The following is an 18,088-nucleotide window of genomic DNA, read 5'->3' as shown; positions in this document are numbered from 1 at the left end:
CCCACTCGCGCGGGCGGCCGCCCCCCCGCGCGCGGCTCCCGCGCGGGGGGGGGGGCGCCCCCGCGCCCCCCCCCCCCCCCCCCGGGGAACCAGTCTGTTACCACTTCGTGACCTTGATGGGTGGTCGGCATCAAGAGGTCCGTCAAGGAATGCGCGGTTCACTGCCGCACCCGAAGCCGGGCCGCCCGGCCGGCGCCCGCGAACACCACCCCGACACCGAAGGGCCACGCCCGTGACCGCCTCCACCGAGTCCTACGTCACCCTGCCCGTCGACACCACCGACGACCCCGGGACGATCGCCGCCACCGTCGCCGCGATGGCCGCGTGCAGCGCCGCCTTCGACGTCGTCACCGGCGACCGACGCATCCGCTACCGCCCCGAGGAAGACCTCCTGGCCGACGCCCTGGCCCTCGCCGCCGTCCGCGACGCCTACCCGGACAACCCCTCCGTGCCGCGCCTGCTCCGCGACGCCCGCCTCATGTACCACCAGCGGATGCTCGACGACCAAGCCGACCGCCGCCACCCCGGCATCGTCGACCCCGAGCGCAAGCGCGCGAACCGGACCGAGGAACTGCTCCTGGAGGCGGTCGTCCTCGACATCGTGTCCCTCCAGTGCGCAGCCGACATCCACAGCCCCACCGAATGCGCCCACCTCGCCAACCAGCTGCGCAGGCTGCTGAACCTGCCCCTGCTCGACCACTTCGAAGTCCGCGCGTGGCTGCGGGGCGCCTACGCCGACTGGCTCCGCAACGGCCCCCACCGATTCGAATGCCCCGGCGGCTGCCTCGGCTCCGGTTAGGTCTACATCTGGTACATGTCTCACAAGCCCCTGAGCTGGGCCTATGGGTGGGCTGGAGTCCCGTTAGCGTTCGTGTGTCCTATTTGTCTCACCGAATGCTGCAATGGATCACTTCTTCACTTCAAGCGACCGGGTCCGCAGGTACTGGGAGCCGATACCCGGCGTCGATCTGGACGCCGTGGCCTATGTCACTCGATCGGGTGCACTGCCTGACGGGACGCCGTTCTTCCTCGATGAGGCGATGCGGCCGGCCGAGCCGCTCTCGTCGTTCTTCCGCTCAGAGGCGAAGACCTTGGGGGCGTCGTCGCTGCGGGACTACACCTACGACCTGCTCGACGTGGCGGACTTCCTGGCCGGCCTGGAGATTCCGGCGGACCTGCTGTCCGCGACCGAGGATGACCTGATCGCCTTCCGCGACGACCGCACCCAGTACCAGGACGAGCCGGTCAGCCCCGCGACGTGGCGGCGCCGGCGGGTGGCGATCAACAACTTCTACGGCTGGGCGGTGGACTCGGGGGCCCTGGAGCACCGGCCCTACCACCGGCGGAAGAACGGCCGGGACGTGCTGGCTTGGGGCGCCGTGTCCCAGCTCGACGTACGCCACCTGACCTTCGACCAGTGGCGCGTGTTCAAGGACGTCGGCCTGCGCGGCCTGCTGCCCGATGGCCGAGTGGATCCGGCGTTCCGCGGCACCGCCCCGCTGCGCAACAGCTGCGCGGCGGACCTGGCGATCAACACCGGGATGCGCTTGCGGGAGTTCAGCAGCCTGCTGGATATCGAGGTCGGCCCGCCCCGCCGGGACGGCTCGGCCCGGCTGGTGGAGCTGGAGGCGATCGCCAAGTACAAGCTGCCGCGTACCGTGGAGATCCAGGACGCGACGCTGCGCGAGATCGACCTCTACCGCCGCATCGAGCGGGCCCAGGTCGTGCGGCGGGCGGCCAGGACGCTCGCGCTCCGGCGTGAGGAGCTGTTCGTCGTCGACGACATCGACCTGCGGCAGATGAAGCTGAGCGGGGTACTGCACGGACGGCGGCGCACGTTCACGATCAAGCTGATGGACGCGCCGCTGCGGCGGATCACGGTGAGGGAGACCGGCCAGGGGCTGGAGCCGATGGCGCTGTTCGTCGGCCGGCACGGCCGGATGCTCAGCCGCCAGCGCTGGGACCAGGTCTTCGACGCTGCCCAGGCCCGGTGCGAGGCGGTGGTCGAGGAGTTCGGCCTGGAGCTGGAGATGCCACGCAACATCCGGATCCACGACCTGAGGCACACCTTCGCGATCTTCATGCTCGAACTGCTGACCCAGCTCGTGCTGGAGCGGGCGGCGAAGGAGATCCGCGACGGCGGCCGGAGCCCCGCCCACCTGGGCGAGCACCTGGCCGGCAACGCCTTCCTGCGCGTGCAGCAGCTGCTCGGACATCTGCGTCCGGAGTCGACGATGCGGTACCTGCGCTACATCCGCCGGACGAACCTGCTGGTCGCCCAGGCCGTCAAGGCGTGGAACGACCAGGACACGACGTTCGCCGAGTACGCCGCCCGCGAGGCCCGCAAGGCGGTGGCCTGATGCCCCGCCGTGGAGAGCGCCGTCCGCGTGCCAACGCCCGGTCTGAGGTGCAGCCGGTGGTGGTCGACGCGATCGGGATCCGCTCCAGGAAGGAGGTCAAGCGCACCCGCGTGGTGGAGGCGCGAATCGACCCCGGCGCGTTCCAGTGCCCGGCGCTGGCCGCGCAGCTGGCCGACGCCTGGCTCGACTACGCCGCGAAGAGCGCCCTGGCCGCGGGCAGCCACCAGCGCGGAGCGGTCGTCAGCTTCTGCGACTTCGCCGGCCCGCACCTGGCCCGGCTGGGACACGATCCGGCAGGGGTGCGGTTGGAGAGCGGGCACGTCGACCTGACGGAGGTGGTCTTCGCCTGGGAACAGCACCTGCCGACCCGGTACTCCCGCCAGTCGACGATGCCGTACGCGCTGGCCAGCGCCCTGCTCAACCTGATCGACCACGCGGCTCGGCGCGACCCGAGCATCCCGGACAAGCTGCAGGACCGCGCTCGCGGCACCAGCGTGCTCCGCAAGAACACCGGCCAGGTCCTCGACGAGTTCTCCAACCGCGAGCGCCTGGCCCTCAAGGGATCGGCGATGGAGGACATCAGGGCGCTGGAGAAGCGCCTGGCCGCCGGGCGGGACCTCCTGACCGCCGGGCAGGACCCCCGCGAGGCCGGCTGGCGGACGCCGGCGAACCTGCTGTGGGCGGCCCGGCACGGCATCCTGACCACGGCCGCCCTGCGGGACAACCTGCCGGCCCACGCCAGGTTCTGGCCGCAGGAACTGTGCGACCTGCGGCTCGCGGCGAGCGGGCGCGGTGCCGGGCTGGCAGGGCTGGCCTCCGGCGTGAGCCGGATGCTGTTCCCCAGCGAGAGCGACCTCCAGCCCTTCCGGGTCCTGCTGCTGCTGGCGATGACCGACTGCACCCCCGAGGAACTGCACCGCCTTCGCCTGCCGGAGATCGAGTTCGGCCCGCAGGGCGTCAGGATCGTCCAGACCAAGAACCGGGCCGGACGGATCCGGGCCGACTTCCATCCCACCGACCCTCAGGGGAAGTCGGGGGAGGTGCGCTTCGAAGGCGGCGGGCGGTGGGACGTCCCCGGCCTGATGCGGCGCCTGGTTGCCGTGAACGAGCTGACCCGGGAGGTGTTCAACTGCGAGCCGTGGCTGTTCACCGCGACCGAACTCGGCCAGCAGGGCCACCTGCTGGCCCGCTTCGCCGCCTTCAACTACGAGGGACGCCGCTTCACGAACTGGATCAGCGGCCACGAGGAGCTGGAGATCAGTCGGCCCCACGACACCCGGCGCCTGCGCAAGACCGCGAAGACCACGCGCGTGGCAGCGCTCGGCGGAACCCTGTCGGACCTGGCCGGAGACGACCACCACATCCAGGTGTTCGCCGGCCACTACGCGCACGGCACCACCGCTCACACCCTGGCGGCCCGCGCGGTCAACAACGCCCAGCGCAAGGTGTTCGACCGCCTCGTCGGCAAGCCGGTCCTCGTCCTTCCCGACGCCGAACGTCAGCTGGGCGAGCCCGCGGGCATCGAGGCGCTGGGCATCACCGCGGACCAGGGCAAGGCCCTGCTGGAGGGCGAGCTCGACATGGGGCTGACGAACTGCAAGGAGCCGATGAACTCACCCCACACCGGGCCGGGCAAGCCGTGCCACGTCGCCCCGGCGATGTGCATGGTCTGCCCGAACGCCGTGGTGTTCGTCTCGCAGCTGCCCCGCTTGCTGCTGTTCGCCGACCACGTGGAACGCATGCGCGAGCGCCTCGCCCCGCCCGTGTGGCAGCAGCACTGGGGAGGCAAGGCCGCCGCCCTGGCCGAGCTGTTCGAGCAGTGCGAGGAGCGCCTGCCCGCGGCCCGCGAGCAGATCGCCGCCGGCCATGTGGACCTCGACCTTCCCCTGGGGATGCGAACGGAGTACGACCGATGACCACCGCCCCCGCCTCCGCCGGCCCTTTGCGGTCGCTGACCTTCCGCGACGACGAGCCCGTCTTCGACGCGATGCCCGGCCGCCTTCCCGACACCCCAAGCCCGGTGTTCGCTCGCACCGACGCCTGGCCGGCCGACTGCCTCCAGCGGCCCGCGAACAGGCCGCCCGCCCACTGGAAGTACTACTTTCCGGTCGATCCGCTGTGGAACCTCACCGCCCGTGAACTGGCCTTCGCCATGTCCAACCCCAGCCACAAGGCCCTTCGCGACGCCGGTCTCTTCCTCAAGATCGGCAGGTGGTCTCCGTCGACGGTGATCGGCGACTGCGCGCGGATCGGTGTCCTGGCCCGCTGGGCCGACGACAACGGCTTGCCCGCCACCCTCGCCACCTGGAGCCCCGAGGACTGGCAGGCGTTCATCGACGACCGGGCATCGGAGAACAAGCCGAAGACCGTCATGACCTACGTCGACACCGTGCGCCACCTCGTCCACTTGGCCCCGGTCCTGACCGCCGCCGGGCCCCTGGCCGATCCGTGGCCGGGCCTGTCCGGCCGTCAGATCGCCGAGGCCAGCAGTTCCCGGACCCTGTCGACCAAGGCGATCCCGCCCGCCACCTGGTGGCCCCTGCTGAAAGCGGCCTGGGCCTGGGTGGACCGGATCGGTCCGCAGATCCTCGACCGGCGCGAGGAGCAAGCCGCCCGAGAGGCGGCCCCGGCCCCGCTTCCGACCGGGTACCGGCCCGGCCCGGCTATGGACGCCATCCTGGACGCCTGGCTGGCCGACCCCGCACGCGTCATCCCGGTCTCGGACCGGCCTCGCTCGGGCCGCCCGGCCGGAACACCGGCCTGGTCGACCATCAGCCTCGCCGTCACCGGCCACAACCCAAGCATCTTCTCCCTCGCGGGCACCGGCCGTGAGCGGGCCCTGGCCCGCCGGGCCAAGGTCCAGGCCCTCATCGACCAGGGCCGCGCCGCCGCGGTCGACCCCAACGGCGGCGCCGGCGAACTCCTCGGCGTCCAGCACACCCGCGCCACCGACACGCGACGGGGCAGCAGGGAAGCGTTCCAGCGGGAGATCGACGAGCGGATCGACCTGTGGCTGCGGAACCCGGAAAACCTGATCCCCGTGCACATCCGGCTCGAACCCGGCGACCAAGGGGTGCCCGACGGCGAGCCCGTGTGGAGGCTCTTCACCAGGCAGGTCTTCGGGCGCCGCTACCCCGCGGCCTTCGAGACGAACCACCCGGCGGTAGAGCCGCGCAAGGAACGGATCCGCCAAGCCGTCCGCGATCCGCTCCGCCGCACCGGCGACAGCCGCGGGCTGGACGAGCTGCGGATGATCCGGGCGGCCTGCTACGTCTTCATCACAGCGCTGTCGGCCATGCGCGACTCCGAAAAAGGGGCGGAATTGCGTTTGATGCAACACTCGACGGGGCGGTCAACACGCATAACCGCAGGTGGGAGGGGGTGCCTTCGCGGTCACCGGGTGAGGGGCAACCGATCGGCCAGCGGCTCTTGCGCTCGACGCGCGCCATCCCAACAATGTTGCATCTAACGCAACGGAGGTTGGAGTGGCTAGAGCGGCTGATCTGGCGGGGGCAGCCCAGCTGATGCTCGTGGACGGGGTTTCGTACCTGGACCCCGAGCCGGCGGTGTTCGAGGCGATGCTGGAGGGGTGGACCAAGCAGCAGCGGAGCCGCTTCCTGAACTGGGACTCGACCATCAAGCCGAGGCTGTCGTTGGTCCGCCGGTTCGCCGAGTTCACCAACCAGTACCCGTGGCAGTGGCAGCCGGCCGAGGTCGAGGCGTTCATCGACCACCTGCGTGCGAAGACGCCGACGTTCACCGTGTCGAGCGGCCGCGGCTACCAGAACCACCTGCGCCTGTTCTGCGAGTACATCACGGACGCGCGCTACGGCTGGATGAACGTCTGCCAGGAGCGCTTCGGCCAGGTGCCGGTGCAGATCCTGCACGAGTGGAACACCGTCACCCACGTCAGCGAGTACGAGGGCGACCCGAGCCGTCGCCCGCTGACCTATGACGAGATCCAGGCCCTGTTCGACGCCGCCGACGGCCGGGTCGAGGAGATCCGCAAGCGCGGCCGCAAGGGCGCGTTGGCTGCGATGCGGGACTCCGCCCTGCTCAAGAGCTACTACGCCTACGGCATGCGCCGCCGAGAGAGCGTTCAGCTCGATGTCGCCGACCTGCGGCGGAACCCGAAGGCACCGCAGTACGGACGCCACGGGGCGATGTTCGTCCGGTACGGGAAGTCCTCGAAGGGCAGCCCGCCCAAGCGCCGCACCATCTTCACGGTCCCGGAGATGGACTGGATCGTCGACGTCCTGGACCACTACCTCGCCGAGGTCCGCCCCCGGTTCGGTGCTGGGAAGCACCCGGCGATCTGGGTCACCGAACGCAGTGGGCGCCTGTCCCGCCGGTCGGCGAACGAAGCCTTCGACGCCGCACGGAAGGCCGCTGACCTGCCGGAAGAGCTGAAATTGCACTGCCTGAGGCACTCGTACATCACGCATCTCGTCGAGTTCGACTACCCGGAGCGGTTCGTCCAGGACCAGGCCGGACACGGCTACGCCAGCACCACGGCCATCTACACCGGCGTCTCGGACGAGTACCGCAACCGGCTGCTGCAGCGGAAGTTGACCCATCGCTACCCCGGCATCTGGGAGGACCCCAAGTGATCAAGAAGATGGGCTACCGCTGGAACCTGCGCAAGCTCATGGCCGACCGGGAGATGTTCCAGACCACCGACCTGGTCCCGCTGCTGGCTGAGCGGGGCATCACGCTCTCCCGCGAGCAGGTCTTCCGGCTGGTCACCCAGCCCCCGCAGCGGCTGTCGATGGACGTCTTGGCGGCTCTGTGCGACATCCTCGCCTGCCAGCCGAATGATCTGATCGAGGTCCAGGTCGTCAACCAGGAAGTCCGCAAGACCGCCGGCGGCGAGACACCCGGACCGCTTCCGGCCGTTCGCCGGACCTCCATCCGGCGCCCGGAGGGCCTGTGACCGCGCCCTCGCCGACCGCGCCATCGGTCGTCGCCCGCCTCGCCGCCCAGGCCGCACGGCTGGATGCCGCCACCTCCGCCGTCACCACCCACCTCACTGCGGCTCTGCCCGGCCTCGGCTCCGAGGAGGCCGCGGCGGCGCTGGTGGTTGCGGTGCCGATCCCCGTGCGCGGGGCGGCTCGTTTCCTGGAAGAGCTCGCCGAGCACCTGGCAGGCCATCCCGCGGCCCTGACCTCCGGGAGTTCGCTCTGTCCGCCGCTCCTGCTGCGGCTGACCCAGGTGTTGTACGAGGGCGGCCATCCGGTGGTTCGCCCCGGTTGCGCGCACTGCGGCACGGTGCGGACCGACCTTCGGCAGCTGCGGCCCGAGGGACGGCTCTGCGCGACCTGCGACGCCAAGAGCCGCCGCGCCACCTGCGCGCGCTGTCACCGCGAGGGCATGCGGATCTCCGCCCGCCGCCCCGAGGGCGGCATTTGCTCGGCCTGCTACCACAAGGACCCCGCCCGCCTGGAGGAGTGCGCCGGGTGCGGCGAACTCCAGAACCCGGTGGTCCGCCGAGAAGACGGCCGGGGCCTGTGCATCAGGTGCTGGAAGCGCCCCACTCACACCTGCGTGACCTGCGGCAAGACCGCGGTCGCGGCACTGGTCGACGCCGACGGCGCTCTCTGCCACCTCTGCTACAACCGCCACCGCCGACCGCGACGGCTCTGCGGCCGGTGCGGGCAGCTCAAACGCATCGCACGCAACGCGCACGACAATGAGCCCGACCTGTGTGACGGCTGCTACCGCGGCCCCGAGGTAACCTGTTCCGCCTGCGGTCGGATCCGCCCCTGCAGCAGCAAGCTCCAGGGCCAGCCCGTCTGCGGCAACTGCTACCGGCGCAACCGACAGGGCGAGCCATGCGCCCGCTGCGGTCGGACTAAGCCGGTCAACACGCGATGGCCGATCGGGCCGGTCTGCATGACCTGCTACAACACCGTCCTCCGGTCGCCGGCCGAGTGCTCACGCTGTGGCACGGTCCAGCCGCTCATCGCGCGGGACGCCGACGGCATCGGCGTCTGCGGACCCTGTGTCGGCTTCGCCGCCGACTACACCTGCCGCCAGTGCGGCCGCGCCGGCAACCCCCACAGCCGGGGTCGGTGCGCGTTCTGCGTTCTCGCCGAGCGGGTCGACCTTCTGCTCGCCGGAGCCGACGGCGTGGTCCCCGAGCAGTTGCAACCGCTCGCGACGGCGCTGGCGGCCGCTCCGGCGCCCTTCCAGGCGATCCAGTGGATCCGCGAGAGTCCGAACAGCAAGCTCCTCGCCCGCCTCGTCACCGAGGACCGTCCGCTCAGCCATGAGCTGCTCGACGAGCTACCACCCAGCCGGAACCAGCGCTATATCCGCCAACTCCTGTTGCACACAGGCGTTTTGGGCGCCCGCAACGAGGACCTCGAACGGATCCCCGGTTGGCTGGAGCACGAACTGGCCGACAAGCCGGCGGCCCACGCGAACCTCGCCCGCCCGTTCCTGCACTGGTTCCTGCTCCGACGCGCACGCCAGCGCGCCGCCGTCCGCCGTTACCCGGCCTCCGCCGACCGCGATCTCAGACGGCGCGTCAGCGTGGCCTTGGAACTGCTGGCCTGGCTCGACCAGCAGCAACTGGCACTCGAAGACCTCACCCAGGAGCACCTCGATGGCTGGGTCACTGGCGGCGCGAGCCAACGGCGCTACTTGATCCGCTACTTCCTGAGCTGGACGGCGAGCCGCCGGCTCACCCGCAAGCTCACTGTCCCCTCGATCCCGCAGCAGGAGCCGCAGGCCCTGCTCGATGAGGACGACCGCTGGAGCCTCCTCCAGCGATGTCTCACCGACGATGCCCTGCCCTTGGACGTCCGAGCAGCCGGCGCGATCACCCTGCTCTTCGGTCCGTCCGCAGAGCGGCTCTGCCATCTGACGCCCGACCATCTACAGCGCGGCAGCAAGCACACCCACCTGATGCTCGGCCGCCACCCCGTCCTGTTGCCCCCGCGACTGGCCGGTCTGCTGCACCAGCTGGCGGAAGAGTCCCTGCCCGGCTCACGATCCCTGTTTGCCCAGGCCACCCCGGGCCCCCGGCTGCTGTTCCCGGGCCTGGTCCCAGGGAAGCCCATCTCGACCCACGCCATGACGCAGAAGCTCAACCGCCACGGAATCTCGGTCCGCGCGGCCCGCAACTCCGCCCTCGCCGCGCTCGCCGCCGATCTCCCCAGCCCCATCCTCGCCGACCTGACCGGCATGCACCGCCACACCGCGATCCGCTGGGTCGCCTATGCCCGACGCGACTGGGCCGAGTACCTCGCCGCACGCGCCGAGGACCAACAGGAAGGCAGACGATGACCAACGCGACCGGCCGCAACGATGAGCGCACAGTACAAGAAGTGCTCGATTATCTGATCACGCACTTGAACGACGCCCTGCGTCGTCCGGGAATGTACGGCGGCGAGACGGCGATCAGGCTCTACCTCGACGCGGTGGCGTTCGCGGACGCCTCCGAGCAGGCATGGCAGCAGGAACTGAAGGACCTGCAAACCCGCCAAGGATCCTCCTCCACCGGCGTGAGCGGAGCCTTCCAATATCTGTGGGGTGATGCACACGAGGGCGCCGTGGCCTCGGTCTACGCCGAGATCGCACACCGTCAGGGATGGCTGCGACTCGACCGGGCCCTCACCTCGGCTGAGCACGACGAGATCCGTCGTGTCAGCGAGACCTGGTGCCGCAAGGACCGCCTCCTCAGCGACATCGTCACAGCGTTCGGTCCGCCCTCGGTCCTCTTCGGGGGGAACAACCCCAACTACCCCAAGACGCTGGCATACGCGACCGACCGACGTGACGACGCCCTGCTCTGCTTCCACCTCTGGAACACCTTCGCCCCGAGTCCAAGCTCGTCGTCGGCCTCTGTCCATGCCGAACCCGTCCTCTGGGCCTTCCGGGACGGCGGCACCCTGTTCACGGACGGCTTCACGTTCACGCCGGAGGGATCCGCCCGCCGCTCCGCGGCTATGCTCCCGGTGCATGACCGCCGCCTCGCCTGAGTCCCCTTCACCGCTTCAGCACCCTGGGATCACCGGAGAGCCGGCGGACGACGACGTGTTGATCGAGAAGCTGCGTACCCGGGCCTGGGATCCGGGTCGGCGCTTCGATACGGCGAGTGTGCCAAGCGCCTGGATCGCGGAGCGCTACGGAGCTGACTGGTTTGACCGGCCCAACCCGGATCTGCGGTCGACGGGTAGCGACGGGACGGTCCAGCTCAGATCCTCGGCCGAGGAAGTCGCCTCCTACTACGCGGACTCCCCACGCGGGCTGCTGTTCCCGCCCGTCACCATGGCCGAGGTCGAGGCCGTCGAGCGCAAAATCGGTCGGCGCCTGCCCGACGTGCTCCGCCGCATCTACACCGAGGTCGCGGACGGAGGGTTCGGGCCCGATGGCGGGCTCGTCAGCCTGCGCGAGGGGAACCGGGCGCCGGGGCACCTGAGCAACTGGAAGTCCGCAGTGAGCGTCCATGAGCGGCACCGCGCGGCCGGGGTGCCGGCGTCCTGGTTCTTCCTGACAGACGGCGGCTGCACGATGAGCTGGCACGTCTCGCTGCTTGCCGTCGATAACCCAGTGCTGCTCTACGACTGCGACGGCTGGGTCCCCGAGTGGGGCGAGAGCCCGCACGACGGCCTGTCCTACGCGACCTCGTCGTTGCGGAAGTGGCTCTGGACCTGGGCCGAAGGCGGCGATGTCTGGCGCGAGGTTCTGGACCGCTGACTGCTCGCCTCCGTTCCAGAGAGGTGCCGAGGTCCTCGTCTCGGCCGCACCGAACCCGAGATCGATCGAAGGAATAGTGCATGGTCGGAATAACCCCCTCCCGCCAGTAGTCCAGGAAATCCGCCGCGGCGCGCTCACCCAGCACTACGGGGCACCCGCCATCGCCTCCACCCTGGTCAAGGGCAGGGCGGACGCCCCGCGCGAGCACTGGTGGATCATCGAACCCGTCGCCCAAGCCGTCGCCTTGGCCGAACGCCTGTCCTGGCACGAGACCCACGTCTTCGCCAGCCTCGTCCCGCCGGCCGACGACAGCAAGCACGACGTCGCCAAGGGCTTCATCCCGCGCGACGACATCGACCACTTCATCAAGACCGTCAACGCCACCGCCGCCCGCACCGGCCTGGAACCCATCCCCGAGGCGCTCGTGCGACCGCACATGTTCCGCCGCACCATGTCGGTCATCACCCGGCAGGAACCCGACGGTGAGATCGCCAACGGCCTCCAGCTCAAGCACGCGGCCCGCCGGGCCCTGGCCAACGCCGTCACCGCAGCCTACGGACAGACCGACACCCAGTGGGCCAAGGAGTTCAACATCGAACTGGAGACCGCCGCCGCCGAACGCCTCACCGCCATGCTCCGCGCCCGCCGCACCGGCCAGGCGGTCGCGGTCGGGCCCGGCGCCCACCGCCTCCACACCGGACTCGACAAGGTCAACACCCAACTCGACCAGGCCGGTCAGGCCCTGCGGGCCACCGCCGCAGACCAGCGCCTGGAGGTCAGCCTGCTGCGGGACGAGTTCGCCGACCTGCACCTGGGCACGATCAACCACTGCCTGTGGAACCAGGCCACCGCCGAGTGCCAGAACGCCCTGCCCGAACAACAGCGCGGCAACCAGCCGCTGCTGGGCGCCTGCCAGCCGGCCCGGTGCCGCAACTCCGTCCTGACGATCAAGCACGCCCCGATCTGGCGCCTCGAAGAGCAGGACCTCACCCAACGGTTGACGACCAAGCTCCCCGCCCCGCGCCGGGTCCTGATCGAGAACCGGCTCGCGGACGTCCGCGCGGTCACCGCCCACTTCGACCAGCTCGACCCGACCGAGGAAGGTGCCTGATGCCCGTCTCGCCCGCCACCGAGGCCAAGCTCCGTGCCGCCATGCACCGGCTGTTGGACGGCCGGGCCGAGCGCACCGACGGTGCCCTCACGAAGGAGAACCTGGCCCGTGAGGCCGGCGTCAGCCACGCCACCGTCCACCGCGCCGGCACTGTCCTCGCCGACTGGGACGCCCGCGTCGCCCGTCCCGTCCTGCGGACCCCCGGCGAAGTCCGCCGTGACGAGGAGATCACAGAACTCCGCCGACAGCTCCGAGAGTCCAAGCAGAACGTCACCCTGCTGCAGAACAAACTCGACGCCCTGGCCACCGTGACCGCCAACCTCTACCACGAGAACCAGGCCCTCAAGCAGGACCGCACCCGGCGCACTCGCCCGGCACTCGCCGCCATCCCCGCACCCGGCTGACGAGAACCTCGGACGGATCCGCCTGCAGCCACAGGCCAACGCCCACGACGTCCCAGGCGAAAACCACCGGACCGCACGGCAGCGGCCCCGCAGCGATCGTGCCGACATACCGACGCGGCAGGCGACTGAGCCCGCGAACTAGGGAGGGGTCGATGCCCCGGGCAGTGGGCGGGCCAGCCGCACCCAGCGGCTACCCCGCCCACTGCCGGCAGGAGTTCTTAGTTCAGGTTGGTCGAGTTCATCACGAAATGCCGGTAAGAATCCGCGTTGCGGAGGGCTTCCTTCGGATCCTTTGCGGCCAACATCTTGCAGGCGCCTTCGTCATAGGCCAACGTCGCGGTGGCACCCGTGCTGGTGAACTGGGTGGCGAGACTCACCAGCGCGCCCGCCTGCAGCAGCGGCGGGAGCGTGAAGAAGTACGGGTAGAGGCCCACCTCGCCGTACGTGTCCGGAGAAACGGTACCGATCCGAGCCTGTCCGTCCTGAATCTTGTTTTCAGGCTCGCGACGGAAGGTGAAATCGGGGATCGTCGACAAGCCCGAACCACCGCCGGCCAGTCGAAGGATAACTCCCGAGACTGTCTTGGCACTGGTGGCGTCCGGCGTTCCGAACCACTCCTTGAACCGCGGTGAGGTGCGCTGCAGTCCTTGAAGGTAGCTGTACGTCGCCTCCACGTTGGCGTGCGCGCTCGCGGCTGCTGTCGTCACCGCCTTCTGCTCGGCGGTGCTCATGGCCACAAAACGTGACGAATCCGGACTGGTCATACCACTTCCTCCACGAGTACGAGGGTCGCTCCACCGCCACGGAAATGACCTCGCGCCGCAGCCGACTTCGACTCCGCGTGCAGCGTCAACTTCCACCCTCTCGGGATAGTCGCCGGGCCGATGGAGTCGTTGTCGTCCGGCAGGCCGGTGTCGCGGACGGTGCGCTTCGGGATCCTGTCCGTGCTGCCGTGGTCGTCGTGAGTGGTCACGTGGCCGTCAACCATCGTCCCCTCGGCTTCCTCCGGCTGGCACAAGACGAACGCGACCCTAGAGATCGCGGGGCCTCGCAGTGGCGGAACCACCCGATAGATCACTCGTTCGAGTGAACATGATCGAAAGGCTCACAGATTCACAACGAAACCTGAGACACCCGGTGCCGACAACCCACCACGGCTGATGCTCCCTCGACATCGGCGCCCTGCGACAGAAGCACCCATGAGACACCTGAACCGTTCATAAGCTGGGACAGGTCATGGCGGTCATGGTCTGGCAGGAGGAAGACCTGGTGCCGCTGCACGAAGAGCCGGTGGACTGCCGGCGCGGCGCTCCGACGCCCGGCCACGACACGGAGTGCATCTGCCTGGGCACCGGCTTCATCCGCGAGCGAGGCGAGCGGCTTCTGTGCCTCGGGCCCGTCGACGACACACTCACCGCGCCGATCCCCTCGCAGAACGACACCGAGCACCCCCTCCGTGGCGAGCCCCGCTGAACCCAGCCCGCACGACACCGAACCGCTGCGCCGCCTTCGGCGCCGACGCACACCCAACCGTGACTGAAAGTCAGGAGTGATCTACAGATGGCAATCGAGATTGTCGTTCCGCAGGTCCAGCAGGCCCTCTACGCGGCGCCGCGGGTCGCCGTCACGCCGGTGGCCGAGGTGATCTCGTCCGTCTCGGTCCGCTACCCGAGGTTCTCCGTCGGCCACTACCAGCAGATCCTCCTGGACACCCGGACCGGCGAGCTGCGCCTCTTCGAGAGTCCCGAGCACCTGGAGCCCTGGAACCCGGTCTGGACGTCCGCCAGCGACGTTCCCCGCGAGACGTGGCTGCGGTGGCACCCCGGCACGCACTTCTCCCACCGGGGGCCGCACATGTGGTTCCAGCCAGTGCCGGAGCTGCTGACCTGGGTCATCGACTCCGGCGTCAAGGAGCTGTCCTACCTCGGCGTCCAGGACGCGAACCGGCTGCTGGAGGAGCTCGCCCCGCATGCCCAGGCCCTGCTGGACGGACTCTTCCAGGCCGGCGGGGAACTGGACTGGTCGGCCGCGGCCGCCCGGGCCGGGCGCACCATCGGCCGCCTGTGCGGCCGGCACCGCCGAGCCGAGCCCGCGACTGCGGACGCCGACCTCGTCGACTACGCCGACATCGTGGCCTGCTTCCCGCAGGTCTACCAGCCGGGAGTGCTCGGAGCTGGACGGAACGGGCTCGCCTACGAGTGCGAGGCCATCACGCGCTTCCTGGGCCACAACGAGCACTGGCACCCGGAGATCAAGAAGGTCTACGGCTGCCCGGTCGACGACGGGACGTACGTCTACCTAGAGGTCCTGGGCGTGCGGTCCTGGTACCGGACGATCCTGCTCGGGGGCGACCCGCGCCCCGTCATGGTGTGCGCGGACTGGGACGCCGAGCACCAAGCCCTCGCCTTCGGCCGCATCACCTCGATGACCACCAACGCCGGGCTCACGTCCTGGGCCGCGCGCGAGACCGCCCACGCCGGGGAGGCCGGCGTCCGCCTCCTGGACGCGCTGGAAGCCGCTCATGCCCACCGGACCGCTCTGCGCGAACAGGACTGGAACCGCCTGGCAGTGACCGGCGCCGACATCGCGGAGATGAAGGCCGAAGCGGCGACCGGCGCCGACGTCGAGGGCCTGGAGGCCGAGCAGGTGGAGCTCATCGGCCGCGCCATCGCCTGCGGCCATACCGACAGTTCGATCGCCCGGCGGGCCCGGACCAGCGAGCAGGCCGTCACCCGCCTCCGCAGCAAGGCCAGCGGGCGCCCTGCGGCGCTCTGAATACCTGTCCTCTCGCCTCTGAACGGTCGGTGGCCATGCTCAACGAGCGAGCGCGGGCGGGGAGATCCGCCCCGCTCCCCAGCGCATCACCGGCCATCGGCGCCGTAGCCCGATCGAAGGGAAACACGATGACCGGAATTCTGCTGGTTGCCGTGCTCGACGGCGCTACCATGCCCGCAGGCCGGTCGAGGGCTGAGCAGCAGCCCTCGACCGGCCTGCGCATACACCGGCAAGCCGGCGGGCCTGATGCAGCGGCGGGACCGCTGCGGCGAGAGAGGCGAGCGATGGCCGACCTGACCAAGCCCAAGCCCGCAGCGCCGGTCTTCGACCCCGCCCTGCCGACCGCGATCCAGAACGCCGTCGCCGAACTGGCCGCCCAGCACCCCGACCTGCTCGCCACCGACGGCGCAGCCGACGACCTCGTCGTGTCCTACGACGGTTCCGCCCAGATCCTGAGGTTGTCCGCCGCGACGCCGGCCGGCGGAGGGATCGCCGCCCTCGGGGCCTTCCTCCTCGGACAGCTGCTCGGCGAGCCCGTGCCCGACGGCCCCTCCAGTACCGCGCAACTCGACCACCTGCTCCGCGGTCTGCTCAGTACGGCCGAGAGCGGCGGGCTGATCGTGCTCGCGGGCGGTGCGTTCATGGCCGTCATGGCGGTCCTGCTGATCGGGGCGGAGAACCGCCACATCGACCGGACCGTGGCGGCCGCCCGGGGACACTACGTCCACCCGAGCTGGCTCACCGAGGACGCCCGCGCGCTGCTCGCCCGGGCGCAGAAGGCGGCGTGCCGATTGATCATGTCGGCCAGCAGTCGACTGGTCTCCACGAAGGGAGCACAGCTGCTCTCCTGGGTGAGCCACAGGCGCAACAGCCGGGTGATCGAGACCTCGGTGTGCTGGCGGATCGGGCCGGTCATGTTCCCTGCCTTGTGGATGTGGTGGTAGGGGTCTGCCCGGTCAGCAGGACGCTGGGGACGAGTTGCTGTGCACGCTGCTCCGCCGCCCGGTCCTGGCGCCGTGCTCTTCCCAGCGCCACTTGGCGCTCGGGTGGTACGGGCGCTTCGGCGGCGGCCCGTTCGGCTGCCGTCCGGCCGGGGTGGCGGGCCGGGCGCTCCGGTTGTCCCGGGGGGAGGGTGAGGTCGAGCTGGCGGCCGAGACCGCCCTTTGGAGAGGTGCCCACAGTTGGCCAAGATACTGAACTCGGTCCCGGATGGCGGACGGTGCGGCACCGCCTGCGGCAGACTGGTGCGGCACCCGCGCGGAGCGGACGAGTCGTCGGTCCGTCCCGCCTTCGAAGACCGGCGCCCCTGGAGACCTCCGTGACCGCTCACCAGTTCCCCGTCGACCAGCTCGCCGACGAAGTCGCGAACGTCCGCCGTTTCGCCGAGTCTGTCGACAGCCTCATGGAGAAGTACCGCACGGACGGACTCGACGGCACCGCGGCGTACGCGCTGCTCGGCTCCCTGCACACCGCGCTTCTCGCCTTCGTGGACGCCCCCGCCGACCCGGTCGTGCGCGCTGAGGCGGAGCGGCTGGGGGCCCTGTTCGTCGACCTGGCCAACGAGTCGGGAGCGCAGGTCTGACCGCAGCGGCCGACAGCACCTACCCGTCCGCCGCGGCGAGAGGCTGCGCCCGTGACTCCCCGACGTCCAGCGGCACCACGACCTCACCCTTGACCGGCTCCCGGTCCCGCCCGCCCATGTCCGCGATCCCCCTCCGGTCTGGTGCACCCCTGCCTCCGTCCTCAGCGGGCCGCGAGCGGTAGTGGGTCTGGTACTTCGGTGAGATCGCTCAACCTTCACCGAGGCGGAACACCAGGAGTCCTCCCTCTGGCCCCGGCCGCAAACGTAGCCCGCGCTGCCGTCGGTCGCCCCGTTGCCCCGGGCCAGCCAGTTCGTTGAGCCGGTCGGGGGGACCACCTGCCGCCGCCTCCCCATGAGGGGATCCCGTGTCCGTCATCCTCCTGTTCGAGATCAAGGTCCCCCCGGCCGAGAGCGGGGTGGCCAAGCCCTGGAGAAAGCGGCTCGAAGCGCTCGACGAGACGCAGTCGGGCGGGTACATGTGCGTCGGCGCATGGCTGGAGGCCGGGGCGGTGTGCTTCCTGCCGGCCGGGGCGCTGATCGTCGGTGTCGACCGCACCTCGGTGACCACCCGGCGGGTCCGGCTCTGGCGGGTCAACACCAGGGGCGAGCTGACCGTCATGCGCGACAGCACGTTCAAGAGCTGGGCCTCGGAGTTCGGCGACGGGGTCCGCAAGTCCCTGCGGGCGGCGCTGGCGAAGTATCCGCCCCGTCCGTACGGTCCACTGCCCGTGCGGGCGGCCGCGCCGAGGGCGAACACGTGGGCCGCCTACTGCTCGCAGTGCAGGAAGCCGGTGGCGGCGGGCGCCGGCCTGCTCCTCGGTCCGCCCGGGCGCCGCTCGGTGCAGCACAAGCCGGGCAAGTGCCCGCCGCTGCGCAACGAGCGCCGAGGGAGCTGCTCCGCGTGCGGGGGCCGGGTCGAGCCGGGCGCCGGCATCCTCACCTGCCCTCAAGGGGCGTGGCGGGTGCGGCACGACGACTGCCCCGAGGGTGAGCGGCCCGTCCTCCGAGGGGTCGAAGCTGCCGCCGGCGCCCCCGACGGGCGCCCCGTGAGCACCTCAGAGCGTTGAGGCAGGCCTGCGGCAGGGTACTTCGCCCTCCGGTCGCCCCATTGCGCTACAGATTCGATTGCCAGATGTAGCGTGGTTCGCTACAC

17 protein-coding genes are annotated in these 18,088 nt (G+C 70.4%); 16 read left to right on the top strand and 1 reads right to left on the bottom strand.

Annotated features, from left to right (window positions below; genetic code table 11):
* Positions 1–232 precede the first annotated feature (232 nt).
* The 11 genes from ACFWXO_RS05215 to ACFWXO_RS05165 all read left to right on the top strand — a co-directional run bounded on the left by ACFWXO_RS05215 (position 233) and on the right by ACFWXO_RS05165 (position 12,578).
* Entirely contained in the window at positions 233–799 is a 567-nt protein-coding gene (locus ACFWXO_RS05215) for a hypothetical protein (protein WP_380522389.1), read from the top strand.
* A gap of 103 nt (positions 800–902) precedes the next feature.
* Complete coding sequence (locus ACFWXO_RS05210; protein WP_380522387.1) at positions 903–2,360, top strand: site-specific integrase; 1,458 nt, start codon at positions 903–905, stop codon at positions 2,358–2,360.
* Complete coding sequence (locus tag ACFWXO_RS05205; protein WP_380522386.1) at positions 2,360–4,276, top strand: hypothetical protein; 1,917 nt, start codon at positions 2,360–2,362, stop codon at positions 4,274–4,276. The genes ACFWXO_RS05210 and ACFWXO_RS05205 overlap by 1 nt, the downstream gene beginning before the upstream one ends.
* Positions 4,273–5,829, top strand: coding sequence for a hypothetical protein (locus ACFWXO_RS05200; protein WP_380522385.1), 1,557 nt, complete (start codon positions 4,273–4,275; stop codon positions 5,827–5,829). Before ACFWXO_RS05205 ends, ACFWXO_RS05200 begins: the two co-directional genes overlap by 4 nt.
* Positions 5,830–5,845: 16 nt before the next feature.
* Entirely contained in the window at positions 5,846–6,970 is a 1,125-nt protein-coding gene (locus ACFWXO_RS05195) for a tyrosine-type recombinase/integrase (protein ID WP_380522384.1), read from the top strand.
* Positions 6,967–7,293 carry a helix-turn-helix domain-containing protein gene (locus tag ACFWXO_RS05190; RefSeq protein WP_380522383.1) on the top strand — a complete coding sequence of 109 codons (327 nt, stop codon included), beginning with the start codon at positions 6,967–6,969 and terminating at the stop codon, positions 7,291–7,293. The genes ACFWXO_RS05195 and ACFWXO_RS05190 overlap by 4 nt, the downstream gene beginning before the upstream one ends.
* On the top strand, positions 7,290–9,650 hold the full coding sequence (locus ACFWXO_RS05185; protein WP_380522382.1) for an XRE family transcriptional regulator: 2,361 nt from the start codon (positions 7,290–7,292) through the stop codon (positions 9,648–9,650). Before ACFWXO_RS05190 ends, ACFWXO_RS05185 begins: the two co-directional genes overlap by 4 nt.
* Entirely contained in the window at positions 9,647–10,345 is a 699-nt protein-coding gene (locus ACFWXO_RS05180; protein WP_380522381.1) for a hypothetical protein, read from the top strand. Before ACFWXO_RS05185 ends, ACFWXO_RS05180 begins: the two co-directional genes overlap by 4 nt.
* A complete protein-coding gene (locus tag ACFWXO_RS05175) occupies positions 10,326–11,063 on the top strand; it encodes an SMI1/KNR4 family protein (RefSeq protein ID WP_380522380.1) in 738 nt (245 codons plus the stop codon). The genes ACFWXO_RS05180 and ACFWXO_RS05175 overlap by 20 nt, the downstream gene beginning before the upstream one ends.
* 76 nt (positions 11,064–11,139) lie before the next feature.
* Positions 11,140–12,174, top strand: coding sequence for a hypothetical protein (locus ACFWXO_RS05170; protein WP_380522379.1), 1,035 nt, complete (start codon positions 11,140–11,142; stop codon positions 12,172–12,174).
* The gene (locus ACFWXO_RS05165; RefSeq protein WP_380522378.1) at positions 12,174–12,578 is read left to right on the top strand and encodes a hypothetical protein; all 405 of its coding nucleotides are present in this window, start codon (positions 12,174–12,176) and stop codon (positions 12,576–12,578) included. The genes ACFWXO_RS05170 and ACFWXO_RS05165 overlap by 1 nt, the downstream gene beginning before the upstream one ends.
* Positions 12,579–12,796: 218 nt before the next feature.
* Here the strand turns inward: ACFWXO_RS05165 and ACFWXO_RS05160 are convergent, their stop codons facing one another.
* Positions 12,797–13,342, bottom strand: a complete 546-nt coding sequence (locus ACFWXO_RS05160) for a M35 family metallo-endopeptidase (RefSeq protein ID WP_380522376.1) — start codon at positions 13,340–13,342, stop codon at positions 12,797–12,799.
* A 472-nt stretch (positions 13,343–13,814) separates the two neighbouring features.
* On the opposite strand from ACFWXO_RS05160, the gene ACFWXO_RS05155 reads away from it, so the two are divergent.
* The 5 genes from ACFWXO_RS05155 to ACFWXO_RS05135 all read left to right on the top strand — a co-directional run bounded on the left by ACFWXO_RS05155 (position 13,815) and on the right by ACFWXO_RS05135 (position 18,002).
* On the top strand, positions 13,815–14,051 hold the full coding sequence (locus ACFWXO_RS05155; RefSeq protein ID WP_380522375.1) for a hypothetical protein: 237 nt from the start codon (positions 13,815–13,817) through the stop codon (positions 14,049–14,051).
* Between the two features lie 87 nt (positions 14,052–14,138).
* Positions 14,139–15,353: a hypothetical protein gene (locus ACFWXO_RS05150; protein WP_380522374.1), complete on the top strand. Its 1,215-nt coding sequence runs from the start codon at positions 14,139–14,141 to the stop codon at positions 15,351–15,353.
* 284 nt (positions 15,354–15,637) lie between these two features.
* The gene (locus tag ACFWXO_RS05145; RefSeq protein WP_380522372.1) at positions 15,638–16,297 is read left to right on the top strand and encodes a hypothetical protein; all 660 of its coding nucleotides are present in this window, start codon (positions 15,638–15,640) and stop codon (positions 16,295–16,297) included.
* Positions 16,298–16,671: 374 nt separating this feature from the next.
* On the top strand, positions 16,672–16,935 hold the full coding sequence (locus tag ACFWXO_RS05140; RefSeq protein WP_380522371.1) for a hypothetical protein: 264 nt from the start codon (positions 16,672–16,674) through the stop codon (positions 16,933–16,935).
* Between the two features lie 365 nt (positions 16,936–17,300).
* On the top strand, positions 17,301–18,002 hold the full coding sequence (locus ACFWXO_RS05135) for a hypothetical protein (RefSeq protein ID WP_380522370.1): 702 nt from the start codon (positions 17,301–17,303) through the stop codon (positions 18,000–18,002).
* Positions 18,003–18,088: the final 86 nt, after the last annotated feature.

Source organism: Kitasatospora sp. NPDC059088, from assembly GCF_042738155.1.
GTDB lineage: Bacteria > Actinomycetota > Actinomycetes > Streptomycetales > Streptomycetaceae > Kitasatospora.
The sequence above is the reverse complement of the archived record's forward strand: the minus strand, read 5'-3'. Positions and strand labels throughout refer to the sequence as shown.